The 18,738-nt window shown below is 65.5% G+C and carries 18 protein-coding genes; 13 read left to right on the top strand and 5 right to left on the bottom strand.

The genetic code is table 11. The features are described from left to right. Positions 1–14: 14 nt before the first annotated feature. Complete coding sequence (gene yihA, locus U1H99_RS26505; protein ID WP_323144661.1) at positions 15–761, bottom strand: ribosome biogenesis GTP-binding protein YihA/YsxC; 747 nt, start codon at positions 759–761, stop codon at positions 15–17. On the opposite strand from yihA, the gene U1H99_RS26500 reads away from it, so the two are divergent. From U1H99_RS26500 to U1H99_RS26470, 7 genes are all read left to right on the top strand, one after another. Continuing rightward, on the top strand, positions 760–903 hold the full coding sequence (locus tag U1H99_RS26500; RefSeq protein WP_185748667.1) for a hypothetical protein: 144 nt from the start codon (positions 760–762) through the stop codon (positions 901–903). The genes yihA and U1H99_RS26500 overlap by 2 nt on opposite strands. A gap of 41 nt (positions 904–944) precedes the next feature. Further along, the gene (locus tag U1H99_RS26495) at positions 945–1,622 is read left to right on the top strand and encodes a c-type cytochrome (RefSeq protein WP_323144660.1); all 678 of its coding nucleotides are present in this window, start codon (positions 945–947) and stop codon (positions 1,620–1,622) included. A 108-nt stretch (positions 1,623–1,730) separates the two neighbouring features. Continuing rightward, positions 1,731–3,818, top strand: coding sequence for a cytochrome c biogenesis protein ResB (locus U1H99_RS26490; protein ID WP_323144659.1), 2,088 nt, complete (start codon positions 1,731–1,733; stop codon positions 3,816–3,818). Between the two features lie 18 nt (positions 3,819–3,836). Then, positions 3,837–5,009, top strand: coding sequence for a c-type cytochrome biogenesis protein CcsB (gene ccsB, locus U1H99_RS26485; protein ID WP_375341653.1), 1,173 nt, complete (start codon positions 3,837–3,839; stop codon positions 5,007–5,009). 93 nt (positions 5,010–5,102) lie between these two features. Further along, positions 5,103–6,083 (top strand): protein-methionine-sulfoxide reductase catalytic subunit MsrP, encoded by a 981-nt coding sequence (msrP, locus tag U1H99_RS26480; protein ID WP_323144657.1) that lies wholly within the window; start codon positions 5,103–5,105, stop codon positions 6,081–6,083. A gap of 12 nt (positions 6,084–6,095) precedes the next feature. Next, positions 6,096–6,731 carry a protein-methionine-sulfoxide reductase heme-binding subunit MsrQ gene (msrQ, locus tag U1H99_RS26475; protein ID WP_323144656.1) on the top strand — a complete coding sequence of 212 codons (636 nt, stop codon included), beginning with the start codon at positions 6,096–6,098 and terminating at the stop codon, positions 6,729–6,731. 4 nt (positions 6,732–6,735) lie between these two features. Continuing rightward, positions 6,736–6,921, top strand: coding sequence for a hypothetical protein (locus tag U1H99_RS26470; RefSeq protein ID WP_141835591.1), 186 nt, complete (start codon positions 6,736–6,738; stop codon positions 6,919–6,921). Here the strand turns inward: U1H99_RS26470 and U1H99_RS26465 are convergent. The 3 genes from U1H99_RS26465 to lptM all read right to left on the bottom strand — a co-directional run bounded on the left by U1H99_RS26465 (position 6,918) and on the right by lptM (position 10,409). Beyond that, entirely contained in the window at positions 6,918–8,786 is a 1,869-nt protein-coding gene (locus tag U1H99_RS26465) for a DUF4153 domain-containing protein (protein WP_323144655.1), read from the bottom strand. The two genes, U1H99_RS26470 and U1H99_RS26465, sit on opposite strands and share 4 nt — an antisense overlap. A 71-nt stretch (positions 8,787–8,857) precedes the next feature. Then, a complete protein-coding gene (lysA, locus tag U1H99_RS26460) occupies positions 8,858–10,132 on the bottom strand; it encodes a diaminopimelate decarboxylase (RefSeq protein ID WP_323144654.1) in 1,275 nt (424 codons plus the stop codon). Between the two features lie 13 nt (positions 10,133–10,145). Next, entirely contained in the window at positions 10,146–10,409 is a 264-nt protein-coding gene (gene lptM / locus U1H99_RS26455; protein WP_221631847.1) for an LPS translocon maturation chaperone LptM, read from the bottom strand. A gap of 41 nt (positions 10,410–10,450) precedes the next feature. Between lptM and cyaY the strand changes: the two genes are divergently transcribed. Further along, on the top strand, positions 10,451–10,780 hold the full coding sequence (cyaY, locus tag U1H99_RS26450; protein WP_323144653.1) for an iron donor protein CyaY: 330 nt from the start codon (positions 10,451–10,453) through the stop codon (positions 10,778–10,780). A gap of 157 nt (positions 10,781–10,937) precedes the next feature. Here the strand turns inward: cyaY and U1H99_RS26445 are convergent, their stop codons facing one another. After that, a complete protein-coding gene (locus U1H99_RS26445) occupies positions 10,938–13,298 on the bottom strand; it encodes a penicillin-binding protein 1A (RefSeq protein ID WP_323144652.1) in 2,361 nt (786 codons plus the stop codon). A 353-nt stretch (positions 13,299–13,651) separates the two neighbouring features. Between U1H99_RS26445 and U1H99_RS26440 the strand changes: the two genes are divergently transcribed. From U1H99_RS26440 to U1H99_RS26420, 5 genes are read left to right on the top strand one after another with little or no spacing between them, the layout of a single operon-like run. Next, complete coding sequence (locus U1H99_RS26440) at positions 13,652–14,728, top strand: pilus assembly protein PilM (RefSeq protein ID WP_141835565.1); 1,077 nt, start codon at positions 13,652–13,654, stop codon at positions 14,726–14,728. Continuing rightward, complete coding sequence (locus U1H99_RS26435) at positions 14,728–15,369, top strand: PilN domain-containing protein (protein WP_323144651.1); 642 nt, start codon at positions 14,728–14,730, stop codon at positions 15,367–15,369. Before U1H99_RS26440 ends, U1H99_RS26435 begins: the two co-directional genes overlap by 1 nt. Next, positions 15,366–16,043 (top strand): type IV pilus inner membrane component PilO, encoded by a 678-nt coding sequence (locus U1H99_RS26430; protein WP_141835559.1) that lies wholly within the window; start codon positions 15,366–15,368, stop codon positions 16,041–16,043. The genes U1H99_RS26435 and U1H99_RS26430 overlap by 4 nt, the downstream gene beginning before the upstream one ends. Continuing rightward, a complete protein-coding gene (locus tag U1H99_RS26425) occupies positions 16,040–16,582 on the top strand; it encodes a pilus assembly protein PilP (protein ID WP_323144650.1) in 543 nt (180 codons plus the stop codon). The genes U1H99_RS26430 and U1H99_RS26425 overlap by 4 nt, the downstream gene beginning before the upstream one ends. After that, positions 16,579–18,723 carry a type IV pilus secretin PilQ gene (locus U1H99_RS26420; RefSeq protein WP_375341652.1) on the top strand — a complete coding sequence of 715 codons (2,145 nt, stop codon included), beginning with the start codon at positions 16,579–16,581 and terminating at the stop codon, positions 18,721–18,723. Before U1H99_RS26425 ends, U1H99_RS26420 begins: the two co-directional genes overlap by 4 nt. Positions 18,724–18,738: the final 15 nt, after the last annotated feature.

Genomic DNA, 18,738 nt, shown 5'->3' with positions numbered 1-18,738 from the left:
GTCCTTGTGGATGGTCAATCGGCCTGGCCGGACTGGTCGTCGTCCGGTCCCGGGGCCGCGGTGTCGTCTCCGGTGTTCTCCTGCCCGGCTTCCTCTTCTTTGTCTAGGCCGAGCAGTTCGATGATCTTGTCGTTCGCTTCGTCGATGCCCACGCGCTTGAGCGCCGAGAACAGCTGCACCGTGAACGGGAAGCCTTCGCCGTCCTCGTCGACGTAGCTGTCGAGGATCTGCCTGGCCTGGCGCAGCACGTTGACCGACTCGTTGCGGTTCAGTTTATCCACCTTGGTCAAGATGCAATGGATCGGCTTGCCGGTCGGGGCGAACCATTCCAGCATCTGCACGTCCAGGTCGGTGAACGGGCGGCGCGCATCCATGATCAGGACCAGCGCGGCCAGCTGGTCGCGCCGCTGCACGTAGTCGCCCAGCAGCTTTTGCCAGTGCAGCTTGGCGTCGCCGGACACTTCGGCGTAGCCATAGCCCGGCAGGTCGACCAGCAGCGCCTGGATTTCCTCGACGCGGGTTGCATCCTTGCGGTGCATCGCCACATGGGCGCCGCCGATCGAGAAGAAGTTGATGTGCTGGGTGCGGCCCGGCGTCTTGGACGCGAAGGCCAGGCCCTTCTGGTTGGTCAGGATGTTGATCGCCGTCGATTTGCCCGCATTGGACCGGCCGGCGAAGGCGATTTCCGGCACCTGCGTCTTGGGAAGATCCCGCAGCTGGTTGACGGTCGTGAAGAAGCGGGCTTGCCAGAGTTTGGACATGGGGGCAATCGAAATGAGCGGAGGAAACGAAAATGAAGCTGAAAAGACAACTAAAAAAGCGGTCTGGAAAGCAAGCTATTGTACAATAGGGAGTTACCTGGCGCTGCGCGCCCGGGGCACGAGCATGGCCGCCGCACTGTAACTGCAAGTTCTTCATAGATTTGACTTTTTCAGGGTGCTTGAATGAATCGTGTGTTCTTACCGGCCGCGCGCGCGGCATTCGTGACCTCCTTGTTGACCCTCTTCGCCGCCAACGCCTTGGCGGCGGACGCAGCCCATGCCCCGGCGGCCGTCCCCAAAGTCGACCCTGCCAAGGGCGGCTCCCTCTACGATAGCGGCGACAACGCGCGCGGCCTGCCGGCCTGCGTGTCCTGCCACGGCGCCGGCGGCAACTCGACCATCGTCGCCAACCCCAAGCTGTCCGGCCAGAGCGAAAACTACCTCCACAAGCAGCTGGTCGACTTCACCACGCCCAACCGCAACCAGCCGGTCATGACGACCTACGCCAAGATGCTATCCGAGGACGAGAAGAAGAACATCGCCGCCTGGCTCGCCACCCAGCAGCCGAAGGCCGGTGCGGCGCGCCACAAGGACACCCTGGACATGGGCCGCAAGATCTACCGCGGCGGCATCGCCGAGCGCGGCGTGGCCGCCTGCGCCAGCTGCCACGGCGCCACCGGTGCCGGCATCCCGATCCAGTACCCGCGCCTGGCCGGCCAGCACCAGGACTACACCGTGGCCCAGCTGCAGGCGTTCAAGACCGGCGCACGCAACAACAGCGTGCAGATGGTCGCACTGTCCAAGCGCATGTCGGACGAGGAAATGAAGGCGGTAGCCGACTATATCGCCGGGTTGAAGTAGGCGCTCGCCTCGGAAGGGCCGGTGGAAAAGGGCAGCTGCATACTGGCAGGCTGCCCTTTTTACTGTATCCTCGCGCCAGTATGTCGCAACTGAAAGAAGCAGCTACCGATGAGCACCACCGGAATTGAATTGAAAACGCGGCGCCGCGGCCTGGCCGAGGCGGTCGAACTGGTGTCGTCGATGCGTTTTGCCATCACCCTGCTGATGATGATCGCGATCGCCGCCATCATCGGCACCGTCATGAAGCAGGACCAGCCCACGCCCGACTACATCAACCAGTTCGGCCCGTTCTGGGCCACGGTGTTCGACAGGATTGGCCTGTACAGCGTGTACTCGGCCTGGTGGTTCCTGCTGATCCTGGCGGTATTGATCGTCTCGACGGCGCTGTGCGTGACGCGCAATGCGCCGCGCATGCTGCGCGACATGCGCAGCTGGCGTGAGAGCGTGCGCGAAGAATCGTTGCGCAATTTCCACCACAAGACGGAATGGACGTCCGCCCTGGCCGCGGTGCCGCTGGCCACCCAGACCGCCCAGCGCCTCGGCAATGCCGGCTACCGCGTCAAACTGGTCGATAAAGGCGGCGGCGTGCTGGTGGCGGCCAAGAAGGGCGCCGGCAACAAGTTCGGCTACATCTTTGCGCACACGGCGATCATCGTGATCCTGCTTGGCGGCCTGCTCGATTCGAACCTCCCGATCCGCTTCCAGGAATGGTTCTTCGGCAAGACGCCCTATATCAGTGGCGAACTGACGACGCGCAACCGGCTCGGCCTGGGCAATCCCAGCTTCCGCGGCACCACCCAGATCGCCGAAGGCAAGTCCAGCAATACCGTCATGATCCCGCGCGCCGACGGCATCCTGCTGCAGGACCTGCCGTTCACGATCACGCTGAACAAGTTCATCATCGACTTTTATTCGACCGGCATGCCCAAGCTGTTTTCGAGCGAAGTCACGATCCGCGACCACGAGACCGGCAAGACCTTCCCGGCCAAGATCCGCGTCAACGAGCCGCTGATCTACCGCGGCGTGGCGGTCTACCAGTCCGGCGTCGACGACGGCGGCAGCAAGCTGAAACTCACCGGCTACCCGATGACCGGCACCGGCGACGCCACTTTCGCCATCGAAGGCGAAGTCAACAGTGCGACCAGCCTCAAGGGTGCCGGCGGCGAGTACACGGTCGAGTGGTCCGGCTTCCGTCCGTTCAACGTCGAGAACATGAATACCGAGGGCGACCTGCGCAAGGTCAGCAAGACGCAATCCTTCGACCAGCAGTTTGCCCAGGCGCTGTCGCAGCACTCGGGCTCGGCCGCCAAGAACGCCAACAACAAGGACCTGAAGAATGTCGGCCCCAGCGTGCAATACAAGCTGCGCGACAAGACCGGCCAGGCGCGCGAATTCCTGAACTACATGCAGCCGGTGACGCTGGAGGGCGCGCAAGTCTACCTGGCCGGCGTGCGCAACAATCCGTCCGACGCCTTCAGCTACCTGCGCATTCCGGCCGACGACCAGCACGGCGTACGCGAATGGATGCGCCTGCGCGCCGCGCTGGCCGATCCGGCGCTGCGCCAGGAAGCGGCGCGCCGCTATGCGCAGCGCGCGCTGCCCCAGCCGAATGCGAATGCCGCCCTGGCGGCCCAGCTGCAGGAATCGGCGGCCAAGACCCTGGGCCTGTTCGCCGGCGACGAGGGGCAGGGCGAGGGTGGCTTTATGGGCGTGTCGAAGTTCCTGGAACGCATCCCGAAGGCCGAGCAGGAAAAGGCCGCCAATGTGTTCATGAAGATGCTCAACGGCGCCCTGTGGGAACTGTGGCAGGCGGCGCGGGCACTTGCCGGCGAGGCGCCGGCCGAGCCGACCGAAGCCCACGGCCGCTTCCTGCAGCTGGCGACCAACGCGCTGTCGGACAGCTTTTTCTATGGCGCGCCGGTCTACCTGGCGCTCGACGAATTCACCGAGGTGAAAGCGTCCGGGCTGCAGGTGACGCGCTCGCCGGGCAAGAAAGTCGTCTACCTCGGCTGCCTGCTGCTGGTGCTGGGCATCTTTGCGATGTTCTACATCCGCGAGCGCCGCATCTGGGTCTGGGTGCGGGGCGACGACCAGGGCGGCGCCCATGCCATGATGGCGATGAGCACCCAGCGCAAGACGCTCGATTTCGAGCGCGAGTTCGACGATTTGAAAACAGTCCTACCGCAATCGGCGTAAGTGGAGAAGAGAATGGATATGTCACCCGCATCGCAAGCAAGCGCGGCCCTCAAGGCGGAAAAATACGCCCGCCCGCAAGGCTTTTTCAGGCGCCTGACGGCGCTCGACTGGCTGTTCGGCGCCGGCCTGCTGGCCGCCAGCCTGTTCGCGCTGCAGCGCTTCGGCCACTTCATGGACGTCTACGAACAGGCGATCCTGGTGCTGGCCGCGCCGACCTTCGCGCTGCTGGGCTGGGGCTGGAAGCCGGTGCGTTGGCTGATGCCGCTGATCGCCGTGCTGGCGCTGTGGGCGGTGTCGCTGTACGGCGGGTCGCTGGACGCCGCCAACCAGAAATTCTTCCTCAAGTACATGCTGTCGAGCCAGTCCGCGATCCTGTGGATGAGCGCCTTGTTCGTGTTCTCGACCGTGTTCTACTGGATCGGGCTGGTGGCGCGCTCGCCTTTCGGCGGCAGCGTCGGCTCCAAGCTGTGCTGGGCCGCGGTGGTGCTCGGCTTCACCGGCATGATGGTGCGCTGGTACGAATCCTACCTGGTCGGCGCCGACGTCGGCCACATCCCGGTGTCGAACCTGTATGAAGTGTTCATCCTGTTCTCGATGATCACCGCGCTGTTCTACCTGTACTACGAACAGCGCTACGCCACCCGTCAACTGGGACCGTTCGTGCTGCTGGTGGTCTCGGCCGCGGTCGGCTTCCTGCTGTGGTACACGGTGGCGCGCGACGCCGCCGAGATCCAGCCGCTGGTGCCGGCGCTGCAGAGCTGGTGGATGAAGATCCACGTGCCGGCCAACTTCATCGGCTACGGCACCTTCGCGCTGGCGGCCATGGTCGGCTCGGCCTACCTGCTGAAGTCGCACGGTATTCTCGCCGACCGCCTGCCGTCGCTGGAAGTGCTGGACGACGTCATGTACAAGTCGATCTCGGTCGGCTTCGCCTTCTTCACGGTGGCCACCATCCTGGGTGCGCTGTGGGCGGCCGAGGCCTGGGGCGGCTACTGGTCGTGGGATCCGAAGGAAACCTGGGCGCTGATCGTCTGGCTCAACTACGCGGCCTGGCTGCACATGCGCCTCATGTCCGGCCTGCGCGGGCGCCCGGCGGCATGGTGGGCGCTGGTCGGCCTGCTGGTGACGACCTTCGCTTTCCTCGGCGTGAACATGTTCCTGTCCGGCCTGCACTCGTACGGCAAACTGTAAGGAATGTGTACCGGACCGGCCTAGTCGTGTCGGATAGTGTAAGGTTGACATGTCGGACGCGAAACGCGTCATTTAGCACAGGCAGGAATCGCCATGTTGATCAAACGTAATCCTAACGGCATCGAGTTGCCGTTCTCATCTGAAATCACGCCGCAAGCGGTGTACGAAGAGCGGCGCGCCTTCCTGGCGCGCGTGGCGGCCACCGCGGTGGTCGGCTCTTCGCTGTGGGAAATGGCCAATCGCGAAGCGTTTGCCCAGGGCGCGGCCCTGCCCAGGCTGGCCGCCACGCGCAACGCCGGCTTCTCGACGAACGAAAACCAGACCTCGTTCAACGACGCCACCCACTACAACAATTACTACGAGTTCGGCACCGACAAATCCGATCCGGCCGAGAATGCGCACACGCTGCGCACGCGGCCGTGGATGGTGCAGATCGACGGCGAAGTCAAGAAGCCGATGACGATCGACATCGACCGCCTGACCAAGCTGGCGCCGCTGGAAGAGCGCGTGTACCGCCTGCGCTGCGTCGAAGGCTGGTCGATGGTGATCCCCTGGGTCGGCTATTCGCTGTCCAACCTGATCAAGCAGGTCGAGCCGACAGGCAACGCCAAGTACGTCGAATTCGTCACCCTGGCCGACCGCACCCAGATGCCCGGCGTCAAAAGCCGCGTGCTCGACTGGCCCTACGTCGAAGGCTTGCGCATGGACGAAGCCATGCATCCCCTGACCCTGCTCACGGTCGGCATGTACGGCCAGGTGCTGCCCAACCAGAACGGCGCCCCGGTGCGCCTCGTCGTGCCCTGGAAGTACGGCTTCAAGTCGGCCAAGTCGATCGTCCGCATCCGTTTCGTGAAAGACCAGCCGAAGACCGCCTGGAACGGCATCGCCGCCAACGAATACGGTTTTTATTCGAACGTGAATCCGAACGTCGACCATCCGCGCTGGTCACAGGCGACCGAGCGCCGCATCGGCGAAGGCGGCCTGTTCACGCCCAAGCGCAAGACCCTGATGTTCAATGGCTACAGCGAGGTCGCCTCGCTGTACACTGGCATGGATCTCAAGAAGTTCTATTAAAAGCATTCATTCATGGCGGCTTTCAATCCGACACCCAAGCAACTGAAGGCAATCAAGGCGCTGGTCTTCGTGCTGGCGCTGCTGCCTTTCCTGCGCATCGCCGCGCTGGTTGCCATGCAGGTGCCGGTCGACCCGGTCGAATTCATCACCCACGGCAGCGGCGACTGGGCCCTGTACCTGCTGTGCGCCACGCTCGCCGTGACGCCGCTGCGCCGCTTTACGGGCTGGAACTGGCTGGTGCGCCTGCGGCGCATGCTGGGTTTGTACACCTTCTTCTACGCCTTCCTGCACTTCCTGGCCTTTTTGTGGTTCGACCATTTCTTCGACCTGGCGGCGATGTGGCGCGACGTGCTCAAGCGTCCCTTCATCACGGTCGGCTTCATCGCCTTCGTGCTCCTGGTCCCGCTGGCGGCGACCAGCACCCAGGCCATGATCAAGCGTTTGGGGCGCAACTGGGCGCGCCTGCACAAGCTGATCTACGCCATCGCGCCGCTGGCGATCCTGCACTACTGGTGGATGAAGGCGGGCAAGCACAATTTCGAGCAGCCGATCGTCTGGGGCTGCGTGGTGGCCATGCTGCTCGGCCTGCGGGTGTTCTGGAGCTGGAACCGCACCCGCCAGGCCGCCACGTCTTCGGCGAGGTCCTGACGTGATGAAGCCAATTGGAGCGATCCTGCTGCTGGTGGTCCTGGTGCTGGTGCTGGTGCTGGCCGGCTCGCGCGGCCGCTATTCCCTGGCGGTCGACCGCTGCCTCGACCTCGACGGACGCTGGTCCGAGCAGGCCGCGGCCTGCGCGTCGCAGGCCTGGCCGGAAGACCGCTCGCGCGGGCGGGATTAATCCGCGCCCTGGTTAGGGCAGTGGATGCCTGAATCGACCAGGTGCAGGCGTCCCCGCTCGCCACCGATGCCGATGTCCGCCAGCACCGGCGGCAATATTCCGACCTTGCCGGCGGCAAGGTTTTCACGCACCTCCTTGCAGGCCAGATTCGGCATCGACAGTGTCGCATAGGCCGCCCAGCGGCCTTGCGGGTCTTCGGCCAGCACCAGGTTGCCATCCTGGGTGCGGCGGCTCCTAGCCTGCGGTTCAGGGGCCTCTAACAGCAGCACTTCAGGCTTGCCGTCGTTGTTCATGTCCAGCAGGAAGACGTCGCAAACCCGGTCCGCGCGGTACAGGCATTCCGGGTACAGGTACAGCTCGTCCTTCGATGCCCAGTCGGTTTTCAGGAAGGCTGCCGGCAGGCGCGTGCCGCTGGGATGAATATGCAGGTTGGCGGCGAGGTCGGCTGCAGGCTGCAGCCGCCTGTCATCCCAGTTGCCCGCCATCTTGCGCACGACGGCGATCTGCTGTCGCACCAATGCGGCGTCGGGCAGGCCCGGCGCACGTTCCAGCCGGTCCAGCGCGGCGCGTCCGAAGCGTTCGCCGTCGAAGCGCAGGAAGGCGAAGTCGAAGCTATCCGCCTTCGCCTGGCCGGACGCCAGCCGCGCCACTTGGCTGTTCACCGAGATCCGCGCCGGGTCGAGCAGCGGCGAGAAAAGCGCCAGCAGCAAGCCGATGACCGCGAAGGCGGTGCCGATGTTGACACGCGCTAGCGCGGGCAGCCAGCCCGGCCGCAGGCCCGCATAAAAATAACCGGCGGCGTAGCAGCCGGCCACCAGCATGCAGGCGGCGGCGCTGACGCGGTCGCCGGTCCAGCCGTAGTCGCGCACGCGCAGGAATAGCGCATAGACGGCGATCAAGACCAGCGGCGCCAGCAGCAGTGCGGCGATGCGCGCCGCCATCCGCACCACGCTTGCGACATCGCTGCCGTCCCCGCCTTGCTGCCAGGCGGCGTTGATCAGCACCACGATGGCCGCCGCTGCGAACAGCAGCACCGAGGCCGCGTGTTTCGTGCTCCACAGCGGCGCCAGGCCGGTGAAGGGCAGCGTCGCCAGGAAACCGCCGATCAGCAGCACCGCCACCGGCAGCAGCCATGACATCAGCACCAGCAGCAGCCCGCGGATGCCGCGCACGATGGCCGGACGCACGTCGGTCAGGTGCATCGCGCAGGCGAATGCGAAGGCGGTAACCGGAATGCCGAACCAGGCTTCGCGCATCGTCCGGCTCAGGAAATGCAGCTTCACCAGCTCGAACAGCTGGGCCCCGAGCAGCAGCACCAGCCAGGTCACGCCGGTGAACAGCATGCTGAAGGCGATCTGGACGCCGAGCTTCCAGGCGATGTCGAAGTGGGTGGCATAGGTGGCGATGCGGCGTCCGTCGCGCACCGCGGCCAGGACCAGCGCATGGGCGATGAACAGGTCTGCGGCACCATAGAACAGCAGGGCCGGCGAGGGCATGGCGTTACGGTGCGGGCCGGGCTGCCCCGGCGCGGCTTCGTGCCACAGCGCCAGGTCGGCCACGCGCCAGGCACCGTAGCAGGCCAGGCCGGCCAGCAGCACGGCGGCGCTGCCGACCCACAGCGCGAGCCGGCGCCGGTCCATCTGGCCCAGTCCCGAGATCGCGATCAGCGGCACGTACAGCCCGGCCAGCAGCATGGGTGCGAACAGCAGCGGCGAGGTGGCCGGCCACACGTGTTCACGGGCGGCGCGGTACAGGAGGAAGAGAAACAGGCCTTGCAGCAGGCCCAGCACGATGCGGCGGGCGCCGGTGCGCGGCGATGCCGGTACCGGCAGGGTGGGCGAATCGGCAGGATAGTGCGCTTGCATGAACAACCTCCGGAGTATCTTTCCGGAAATATTATCATTCACGCAAGCGCGAAGGGGACTTCAGCGGCGTTTTATTTGACCAGCATTTCCAGCGCAAACAGCTCCGCCGGGGTCTCGCGGCGGCGGATCAGGTGCACCTTGTCGCCGTCGACCAGCAGCTCGGCGGCGCGGCCGCGCGTGTTGTAGTTCGAGGACATGGTAAAGCCGTAGGCGCCGGCCGCCATCATCGCCAGCACGTCGCCCGGCTGCACGGCGAGGGCGCGGTCGCGCGCCAGCCAGTCGCCCGATTCGCACACCGGACCGACCAGGTCGTAGACCGGGGCGTCGCCTGCGCGCGGCACTACCGGCTTGACGTCCATCCAGGCCTGGTACATGGCCGGACGGGCCATGTCGTTCATGGCGGCGTCCACCACGCAGAAGTTCTTTTCCTCGCCCGGCTTCAGGAACTCGACCGACATCAAGAGCACGCCGGCATTGCCGACGATCGAGCGGCCCGGCTCGAAGATCACCTTGATCGGCTTGCCGTCGTATTTTGCGGCGCGCCAGGCGTCCACGCGCGCGAACACGCGGCTGACGTAGTCGCCGATCGGCACCGGCTGGCCGTCGGCGCTGCCGTAGTCGATGCCCAGGCCGCCGCCGACGTCGAGGTGGTGCAGATGGATGCCTTCCAGGGCCAGGGTGTCGATCAGCTCGATCAGTTTATCCAGCGCCTCCAGCAGCGGCGCATCGTCCAGCAGCTGCGAGCCGATGTGGCAATCGATGCCGACCACGTCCAGGTGCGGCAGGGCGGCGGCGCTGCGGTAGGTGGCCAGCGCATCCGAGAAGGCGACGCCGAACTTGCTGGCCTTCAGGCCGGTCGCGATGTACGGGTGGGTTTTCGCATCGACGTTCGGATTCACGCGCAGCGATACCGGCGCGCGCTTGCCGAGGCGGCCGGCGACCTCGTTGATGCGGTCCAGTTCGGGGATCGATTCGACGTTGAAGCACAGGATGCCCTTTTCCAGCGCCAGCTCGATTTCCTGTACGGTCTTGCCCACGCCCGAGAAGATCACCTTGCCCGGGTCGCCGCCGGCGGCGATCACACGCAGCAGTTCGCCGCCCGAGACGATGTCGAAGCCGGCGCCTTCGCGTGCCAGCAGGTCGAGGATGGCCAGGTTCGAATTGGCCTTCATCGCATAGCAGACCAGCGCGTCGCGGCCCTTGGCCGGGGCGGTATAGCCGGTGAAGTTGTCCAGCAGCTGGGCTTTGGAGTAGACGTAGGCCGGGGTGCCGAACCGGGTGGCGATATCGGACAGGGCAACGCTTTCGGCGTGCAGGACGCCGTTCTGGTACGAGAAATGCGACATGGCGATGGGGGACTTATTGGGAAGCGGGAACGGAAGACGGCGGCATCGTGGCCTGAGTGTTGTTGGCGTTCGACTCGGCGGCCGGCACGGCGGTGCCCGCGGCCGGTGCCGGTGGCACGGCGATGGTGGCCGGCGCCGGCGCCGGTGCGGCCGGACCGGCGGGCGCGGCACCCTTGTGCTTGGGCGGCTTGGGCATGTACAGCGGACCGGTCTGGCCGCAGGCGGACAGCGTCAGCAGGGTTGCCAGAGCGGCAGGCAGCGCAAATGAGGACTTCACGATTAGAATCACGGTTTGATTAGCAGACCTTGGAGTGTAGCATGACCGAAACCGAATTTTTGGACCTCGCCGAGTCCACCCTGGACCGGATCGAGCAAGCGTTCGACCGCCTGTTCGAGCAGGATGTCGTCGACGTCGAATGCAAGCGTAATGGCAACGTGCTCGAAATCGAGTTCGTCGACAATGGGTCGAAAATCATCGTCAACAGCCAGGCGCCGCTGCAGGAGATGTGGATCGCGGCGCGCGCCGGCGGCTTCCATTACAAGCGCGTCGGCGACGAATGGCGCAACACGCGCGACGACAGCGAATTCTTCACGGCGCTGTCGGACTTCGCCACCCAGCAGGGCGGGGCGCCGGTCAAGCTGGCCTGAGACCGGGTGAGATTCGTAGGGTGGACGGTTTTCCCGTCCACGCGGTGATTGTTGACCGATGCGCCATCGCGGACCCATACGGCGCCGAGTAGGGCAAACGTAATTTGAACGCGTGGACGGCAGAGCCGTCCACCCTACGCGCAACGCGGCGTTCAGCTTAGAACAGCTCGTTGCGCACGGCGTCGCGCGTCTTTTGCTCGCCCTGCGGCGACGGCGTACCCACGTCCAGCGACTGCACGCCCGTGCCCGGCGGATTTTCGGCGTAGTAGTACTCGTCGCCGTACTGCACCAGCCCGCCCGGCACGGTGCGTTCCTCGACCGGCACGCCTTTCAGCGCCTTCTGCATGAAGCCGATCCAGATCGGCAGCGCCAGGCCGCCGCCGGTTTCCTTGTTGCCGAGGTTGCGCGGCTGGTCGTAGCCCATCCAGGCGATGCCGACCAGGTGCGGCGTGTAGCCGGCGAACCAGGCATCCATCGAATCGTTGGTGGTGCCGGTCTTGCCGCCGATGTCGGGGCGCTTGAGGGTCGCCTGGGCCTTGGCCGCGGTGCCGTAGCGCGCCACGTCGCGCAGCATGCTGTCCATCAGGTAGGCGTTGCGCTCGTCGATCACGCGGTTGGCTTCGACGCCGGCGCGTTCCGGACGCGCTTCCGACAGCACCTTGCCGTCGGCATCGGTCACCTTGGAAATCAGGTAAGGGCTGATGCGGTAGCCGCCGTTGGCGAACACGGAATAGGCGCCCGACATCTGCAGCGGCGTGGTCGCGCCCGCCCCCAGCGCCAGCGTCAGGTAGGGCGGGTTCTTGTCGGCGTCGAAGCCGAAGCGGGTCGCATATTCCTGGCCGTAGCGGGCGCCGATCTTGTTCAGGATGCGGATCGAGATCATGTTCTTCGACTTGGTCAGGCCGCGCCGCATGGTCATCGGGCCTTCGTACTTGGCGTCGTAGTTCTTCGGCTCCCAGGCCTGGCCGCCGGTCGAGCCGGCGTCGAAGGAAATCGGGGCGTCGTTGATCAGGGTGGCCGGCGAGAAGCCGCGTTCCAGCGAGGCCGAATAAATGAACGGCTTGAACGAGGAACCGGGCTGGCGCCAGGCCTGCGTGACGTGGTTGAACTTGCTGCGGTTGTAGTCGAAGCCGCCCACCAGCGCGCGGATCTGGCCGTCGGACGGATCGACCGCGACGAAGGCCGATTCCACTTCCGGCAATTGCGTGATGCTCCAGGACGAGCCGCCGTCCTGGCTGACGCGGATCACGGCGCCGCGGCGCAAGCTGCGGGTGGTGGCGGCCTTGGGCGACAACCATTCGCGGGCAAACGCCAGGCCAGGACCGCTCATCTTGATTTCCTCGCCCGAGGCCAGCACCGCGGTGACGCCGCTCGGCGCCGCCTGCAGCACGATGGCGGCGACGATGTCGTCCGAATCCGGGTGCTCGGCCAGCTCGGCTTCGATGGCTTCGTCGGCGTCGGCCTTCGTTTTCGGGATCTCGATGTATTTTTCCGGGCCGCGGTAGGTATGGCGGCGCTCGTAGTCCATCACGCCGCGGCGCAGCGCCAGGTAGGCGGCATCCTGGTCGGCCTTGGTGATGGTGGTGAACACGTTCAGGCCGCGCGTATAGGTGTCTTCCTTGAACTGTTCGTAGACCAGCTGGCGCGCCATTTCGGCCACGTATTCGGCATGCACGCCGAAGGCGGTGCTGTCGGTCTTGATCTTGAGTTGTTCATCCTTGGCTTCGGCGTACTGGGCGTCGGTGATGTAGCGCAGGTCGTGCATGCGCTGCAGGATGTACTGCTGGCGCATGCGCGCGCGCTTCGGATTGACCACCGGGTTGTAGGCCGAGGGCGCCTTCGGCAGGCCGGCCAGCATCGCCGCTTCCGCCACCGTGATGTCCTTCAGGTCCTTGCCAAAATAAATCTGGGCCGCCGACGAGAAGCCGAAGGCGCGCTGGCCCAGGTAGATCTGGTTCATGTAGACCTCGAGGATCTGGTCCTTGGTCAGGTTCTTCTCGATCTTCCAGGCCAGCAGCGCCTCGTAGGCCTTGCGCTTGAGGGTCTGTTCGCTCGACAGGAAGAAGTTGCGCGCCACCTGCTGGGTGATGGTGGAGGCGCCCTGGCGCGCGCCGCCGGTGGCGTTGTGCACGGCCGCGCGCACGATGCCCAGGTAGTCGACGCCGCCGTGCTCGTAGAAGCCGGTGTCCTCGATCGCCAGCACGGCCTTCTTCATGACGTCCGGGATGTCCTTGAAGTGGACCAGGGTGCGGCGTTCCTCGCCGAATTCGCCGATCAGGACGTTATCGGCGGTAAAAATGCGCAGCGGCATCTTCGGACGGTAGTCGGTCAGGGTGTCGAGCGCGGGCAGGTTCGGATAGGCCATGGCCAGCGCAAACACCACCACCAGCACGCCGCACACGGCGAGGCCGGCCAGTCCGGCCAGCAGGGTGAACAGGATGCGCTTGGGCGAGTGCCGCTTGGACGGGTGCCGATCATGCGGCGGCGGAGCGGACGCCCCGGTTGGAGAAGCTTTCATGCGGAGGTAGGGTTCGCTATATGGATCAGATTCATTATAAGTCAGTGCCGGTCTGGAAACACGACTGGACAAGAGCACAACAGGTGTGAAAAGGCTTGCAATATCGATCGATCAAGCATGAAAACCAAGTGTCGTTTTCATGCTTCGTTGCACTATGTTCCCATGTAGAAATTTCTTGTCGCCAGTCACTAGTGTTGCTACGATTTGAGGCAGTGCCTGACTACCCCGCTCCAACCATCAGGTTATTCAACGATTTCCCCTTCGCGGGTGTTCAAAAGCAAACCTCGGCAGCCGGGGTTTTCCACAGCCGTTCTACGTTAGAACGCATAGCAGCAGCAAAAGGGAGTACGTTCGTGATCAGTCTAGGTTCCTTGTTCGGACAGTCCAGCCCGCCATTGGTCGGGCTCGACATCAGCACGTCCGGCGTGCGCCTGGTGGAGTTGGCCGACGCCGGCAAGGGTGTGCTGCGCCTGGAGCGTTACGCTTCCGAGCCGCTGCCGCGTGGCGCCGTCGTCGACGGTAACATCGAAAACATCGAATCGGTGTCGGATGCGGTCCTGCGCGTCTGGAAGAAAAGCGGCACCAAGGTCCGCCACGTCGCGCTCGGCATGCCGCCGGCCGCCGTCATCACCAAGAAAATCATCCTGCCCGCCGGCTTGCCGGAAGACCAGCTCGAAGTGCAGGTCGAGTCGGAGGCGAGCCAGTATATCCCGTTTGCGCTGGACGAGGTAAGCCTCGACTTCGACGTGATCGGCCCGGCCGCTAACTCGGTCGAGGATATGGAAGTCATGCTGGCCGCGGCGCGCCGCGAAAAGGTCGAGGACCGCGTCGCGATCGCCGAAGCCGCCGGCTTGAGCGCCACCGTGATGGACATCGAGTCGTACGCGGCGCGCGCCGCCGTGCACCGCGCCATCGAAGGCATGGCGGGTAGCGGGCCGGACCAGATCGTGGCCCTGTTCCAGATCGGCGCCCAATCCACCCACATCTCGGTGCTGCAGAATGGCGACACCGTCTACGAGCGCGAGCAGCCCTTCGGCGGCATCCAGCTGACCCAGGACGTGGTGCGCGCCTACGGCCTGTCGTTCGAGGAAGCGGAAGCGCGCAAGAAGGCCGGCGACTTGCCCGACAATTACGCCGCCGACCTGCTGGCCCCGTTCCTGGAAAACGCGGCCCTCGAAGTCACGCGCGCGATCCAGTTCTTCTTCACCTCGACCCCATACACCCGCATCGACCAGATCTACCTGGCCGGCGGCTGCGCGCTGGTGCCGGGCCTGCTCGAGATCATCGCCAGCCGCACCCGCATTCCGAGTGCCGTGGTGGCGCCGTTCAGGGGCATGCAGCTCGGCCCGTCGGTGCGCGAACAGCAGCTGCGCAACGAGGCGCCGGCCTACCTGGTCGCCTGTGGACTGGCCCTGCGGAGGTTTGGCTGATGATCCGGATTAACCTGCTTCCCCACCGGGAAGCCAAACGCAAGCAGAAGCAGCAAGCCTTCGTGGCCCTGATGGCGCTCGGCGCGCTGGCCGGCGCCGCGCTGGTGCTGCTGATCGGCGCCTACAACGCCAGCCGCATCGCCACCCAGAACGAACGCAACACGGTGCTGAAGGAAGCGAATGCGGAACTCGACAAGAAGATCAGCAAGATCGCCAGCCTGAAATCCGAGATCGAGGCGCTCAAGGCGCGCCAGCAGGCGGTCGAGGACTTGCAGGGCGACCGCAACCAGCCGGTCTACCTGCTCGACGAACTGGTGCGCCAGATGCCGGACGGCGTCTACCTGAAGAGTTTCAAGCAGGACGGCCAGAAGGTGGTGCTGAGCGGCTATGCGCAATCGCAGGAACGGGTGGCCGAACTGCTGCGCAACCTGTCCGGCAATTCGCCCTGGCTGGAGCGCCCCGAGCTGAGCGAAGTGAAGGCGGTGCCGCTGGCCCAGAGCAAGAGCGGGCGCCGGGTCGTCGAATTCCTGCTGGGCGTGGCAATCAAGCGTGCGCGCAGCACGGACGACGACAAGGGCGGCGCCGCCAAGCCGGCCGCCGCTACCACGGCGGCCGCGGCAAGCGCCGGAGCACACTCATGAACATTGACCTGAAACAATCATTCGCCGACCTGTCGGCCCAGTTCGAGGGCTTGCAGGGCCGCCATCCGGGCCTGTGGCCGCTGGCGCCGCGCCTCTTGTGCGCGGCCGGCGTGATGGTGGCCGTGCTCGGCCTCGGCTACTTCTTTTACTGGAGCGGCCAGTTCGAACAGCAGGACAGCCTGGCGGCCGAGGAAACCACGCTGCGCGACGCCTACCGCCTCAAGATGGGGCAGGCGATCAACCTGGACGCGCTGGAAGCCCAGCAGCAGCAGGTCAACCGCTACGTCGAGCGCCTCGAGAAGCAGTTGCCGAGCAAGGCCGACATGGATGCCCTGCTGTCCGACATCAACCAGGCCGGCATCGGCCGCGGCCTGCAGTTCGAGCTGTTCAAGCCGGGCTCGGTCGTGGTCAAGGATTACTATGCCGAGCTGCCGATCGACATCAAGGTCACCGGCGGCTACCACGAGATCGGCGAATTCGCGGCCGACATGGCCAAGATGTCGCGCATCGTCACGCTGAACAACCTGGCGCTCGGCACCGAGAAGGAAGGCACGCTGTCGCTGGAAGCGGTAGCCAAGACCTTCCGCTACCTCGACCAGGAAGAGCTCGACGCCCAGGCCAAGGCGCGCAAGGCGAAAAAGAAGGGCGCAGCCAAGAAGGAAGGCGAAGCATGACCCGGTATTCCCCCATGATCGCCGGCGCCCTGAGCGCCGTGCTGCTGGCCGGCTGCGGCGACAGCGACGTGCGCGAAGTGCGCGACTGGATGGCGCAGGTCCAGCGCGAGACCCATCCGACCGTCAAGCCGCTGGCCGAACCGAAGACCTTCCTTCCCTACGCCTACGGCGCCAGGGAGGCGCTCGACCCGTTCAGCCAGACCAAGCTGCTGGGCGAGCTGGCCAAGGCCGCGGCGGTCTCGGACAACCCGAACAAGCCGGATACGGCGCGCCCGCGCGAACTCCTCGAAACATTCCCCCTGGATACCATGGTCATGGTCGGGACGATGGAAAAGGGCGGCGCCCGCTATGCGCTGCTGCAGATCGACCGTTCGTTGTACCAGATCCGGGCCGGCCAGCGCGTCGGCCAGAATTTCGGCGTCGTTACCCGCGTGAGCGATGGCGCCATCGATATCCGTGAAGTCGTGCAGGATGCCGCCGGCGAGTGGGTCGAGCGCATGGCGAAGCTGGAGCTGCAAAGCAAGGAGACAGGAAAATGACCCGTTTTAAAGTAATGGTGTGCGCCTTCCTGGGCAGCCTGATGTTCGCCGCCGGTACCGCGTACGCACAGAGCAACGCGATCGAATCGATCAGCGCCAGCCCGCAGGGCAGCAACGTCGTGATCCGGGTGGGGATGAAGGAAGCCCCCACCAAGCTGCCGATCGGCTTTTCGATCACCAATGCGGCGCGCATCGCGCTCGACTTCGGCGCCACCGCGAATGCCACCGGCAAGAATGCCCAGGACATCAACCTGGGCGACGTGCGCGGCGTGAACGTGGTGCAGGCCGGCGATCGCACGCGCCTGGTGCTGAACCTGAAGCGCACCCTGAACTATGCCGCCGCGATCGACGGCAAGGCGGTGATCGTCACCGTCGAAGGTTCGGGCGGGTTGGCACAAGCCACGCCGGTGGCCGCGGCGCCGGCCGGGGCCCCGGGCACACGTTCCTCTTCCCCGACCCTGCGCGACCTCGACTTCCGCCGCGGCAGCAACGGCGAAGGCCGGGTCGTGGTCGACCTGCCCAACGGCCAGGTCGCGGTCGACGTGCGCCAGGCCGGCAACCAGATCCTGGTCGACTTCCTGAAGACCGGCGTGCCGGCCACGCTGCGGCGCCGCCTCGACGTCAGCGACTTCGGCACCCCGGTGTCGCGCATCACCACCACGCCGCAAGGCGACAACGTGCGCATGACCATCGACGCCCAAGGCGCCTGGGAACAGAGCGTCTACCAGAGCGACACCCAGCTCGTGATCGACGTCAAGCCGGTCAAGGAAGACCCGAACCGCCCGGGCGGCAACGGCGCCCAGGGCTACCGCGGCGAAAAGCTGTCGTTCAACTTCCAGAACGTCGAAGTGCGCGCGGCGCTGCAGGCGATCGCCGACATCTCGGGCCTGAACATCATCACCAGCGACTCTGTCAGCGGCAACCTGACGCTGCGCCTGAAGGACGTGCCGTGGGACCAGGCGCTCGACGTGGTGCTGCAGGCCAAGGGCCTGGACATGCGCAAGAACGGCACCGTGCTGTGGATCGCGCCCAAGGAAGAACTGCTGTCCAAGGAAAAGATCGAGCTCGAGCAGAAGGCGCAGATCTCCGATCTCGAACCGCTGCGCTCCGAGATCTTCCAGCTGAACTACCAGAAGGCCGAAGCCTTCCGCGCCGTGTTCGGGCTGGATGCATCGGGTGCCAGCAGCGGCGGCGGCAACAACCGCGTGCTGTCCAAGCGCGGCAGCGCCATCATCGACCCGCGCACCAACCAGCTGTTCGTGACCGACATCGCGGCGCGCCTGGAGGATATCCGCAAGCTGATCCAGAAGGTCGACGTCGCCACCAAGCAGGTGCTGGTCGAGGCGCGCCTGGTCGAAGCCAACGACGGCTTCTCGCGCAACCTCGGCGCCAAGCTCGGTTTCACCGACCTGCGCGGCGTCCGCGGCGGCGATCCCGGCTACCAGATCAGCGGCAACCAGCGCGTGGCGATCGGCGGCAACCTGGCCGGCGTGACCAGCGTCACCGGCCAGACCGCGGCCGCCGACGCCACCACCAACAGCACCCTGGTCAACCTGCCGGCCGCCGGCATCAACGGCGCATCGCCGAGCACGATCGCGTTCTCGCTGTTCTCCTCGGCCGCCAACCGCTTCCTGAACCTGGAGCTGTCGGCGCTGGAAGCCGACGGCAAGGGCAAGATCATTTCCAGCCCGCGCGTGGTCACCGAGGACAACATCCCGGCCGTGATCGAGCAGGGCGTCGAACTGCCGTACCAGCAGGCCACCAGCAGCGGCGCGACCTCGATCGCCTTCCGCAAGGCCAGCCTGCGCCTGGAAGTCACGCCGCAGGTGACCCCGGACGGCAACGTGGTGCTGGATGTCGACGTGGCCAAGGATTCGCGCGGCGAGAACACCACCGCCGGCCCGGCCATCAACACCCAGCACGTGAAGACCAAGGTGATGGTGGAAAACGGCGGCACCGTGGTGCTGGGCGGTATCTACCAGCAGAGCGAAACCAACGACACCACCCAGGTGCCGGTGCTGGGCAATATTCCCGTCGTGGGGAACCTGTTCAAGACGAATTCGCGGGCGACGACCAAGACCGAACTGCTGGTCTTCATCACGCCGCGCATCGTCGCCGAACGGGTGCAGGGCGGGCGCTGATGCCGGGACGGCGTG

It is taken from the genome of Massilia phyllosphaerae (genome assembly GCF_034659755.1).
Taxonomy (GTDB): Bacteria; Pseudomonadota; Gammaproteobacteria; order Burkholderiales; family Burkholderiaceae_D; genus Telluria; species Telluria phyllosphaerae.
The sequence above is the reverse complement of the archived record's forward strand: the minus strand, read 5'-3'. Positions and strand labels throughout refer to the sequence as shown.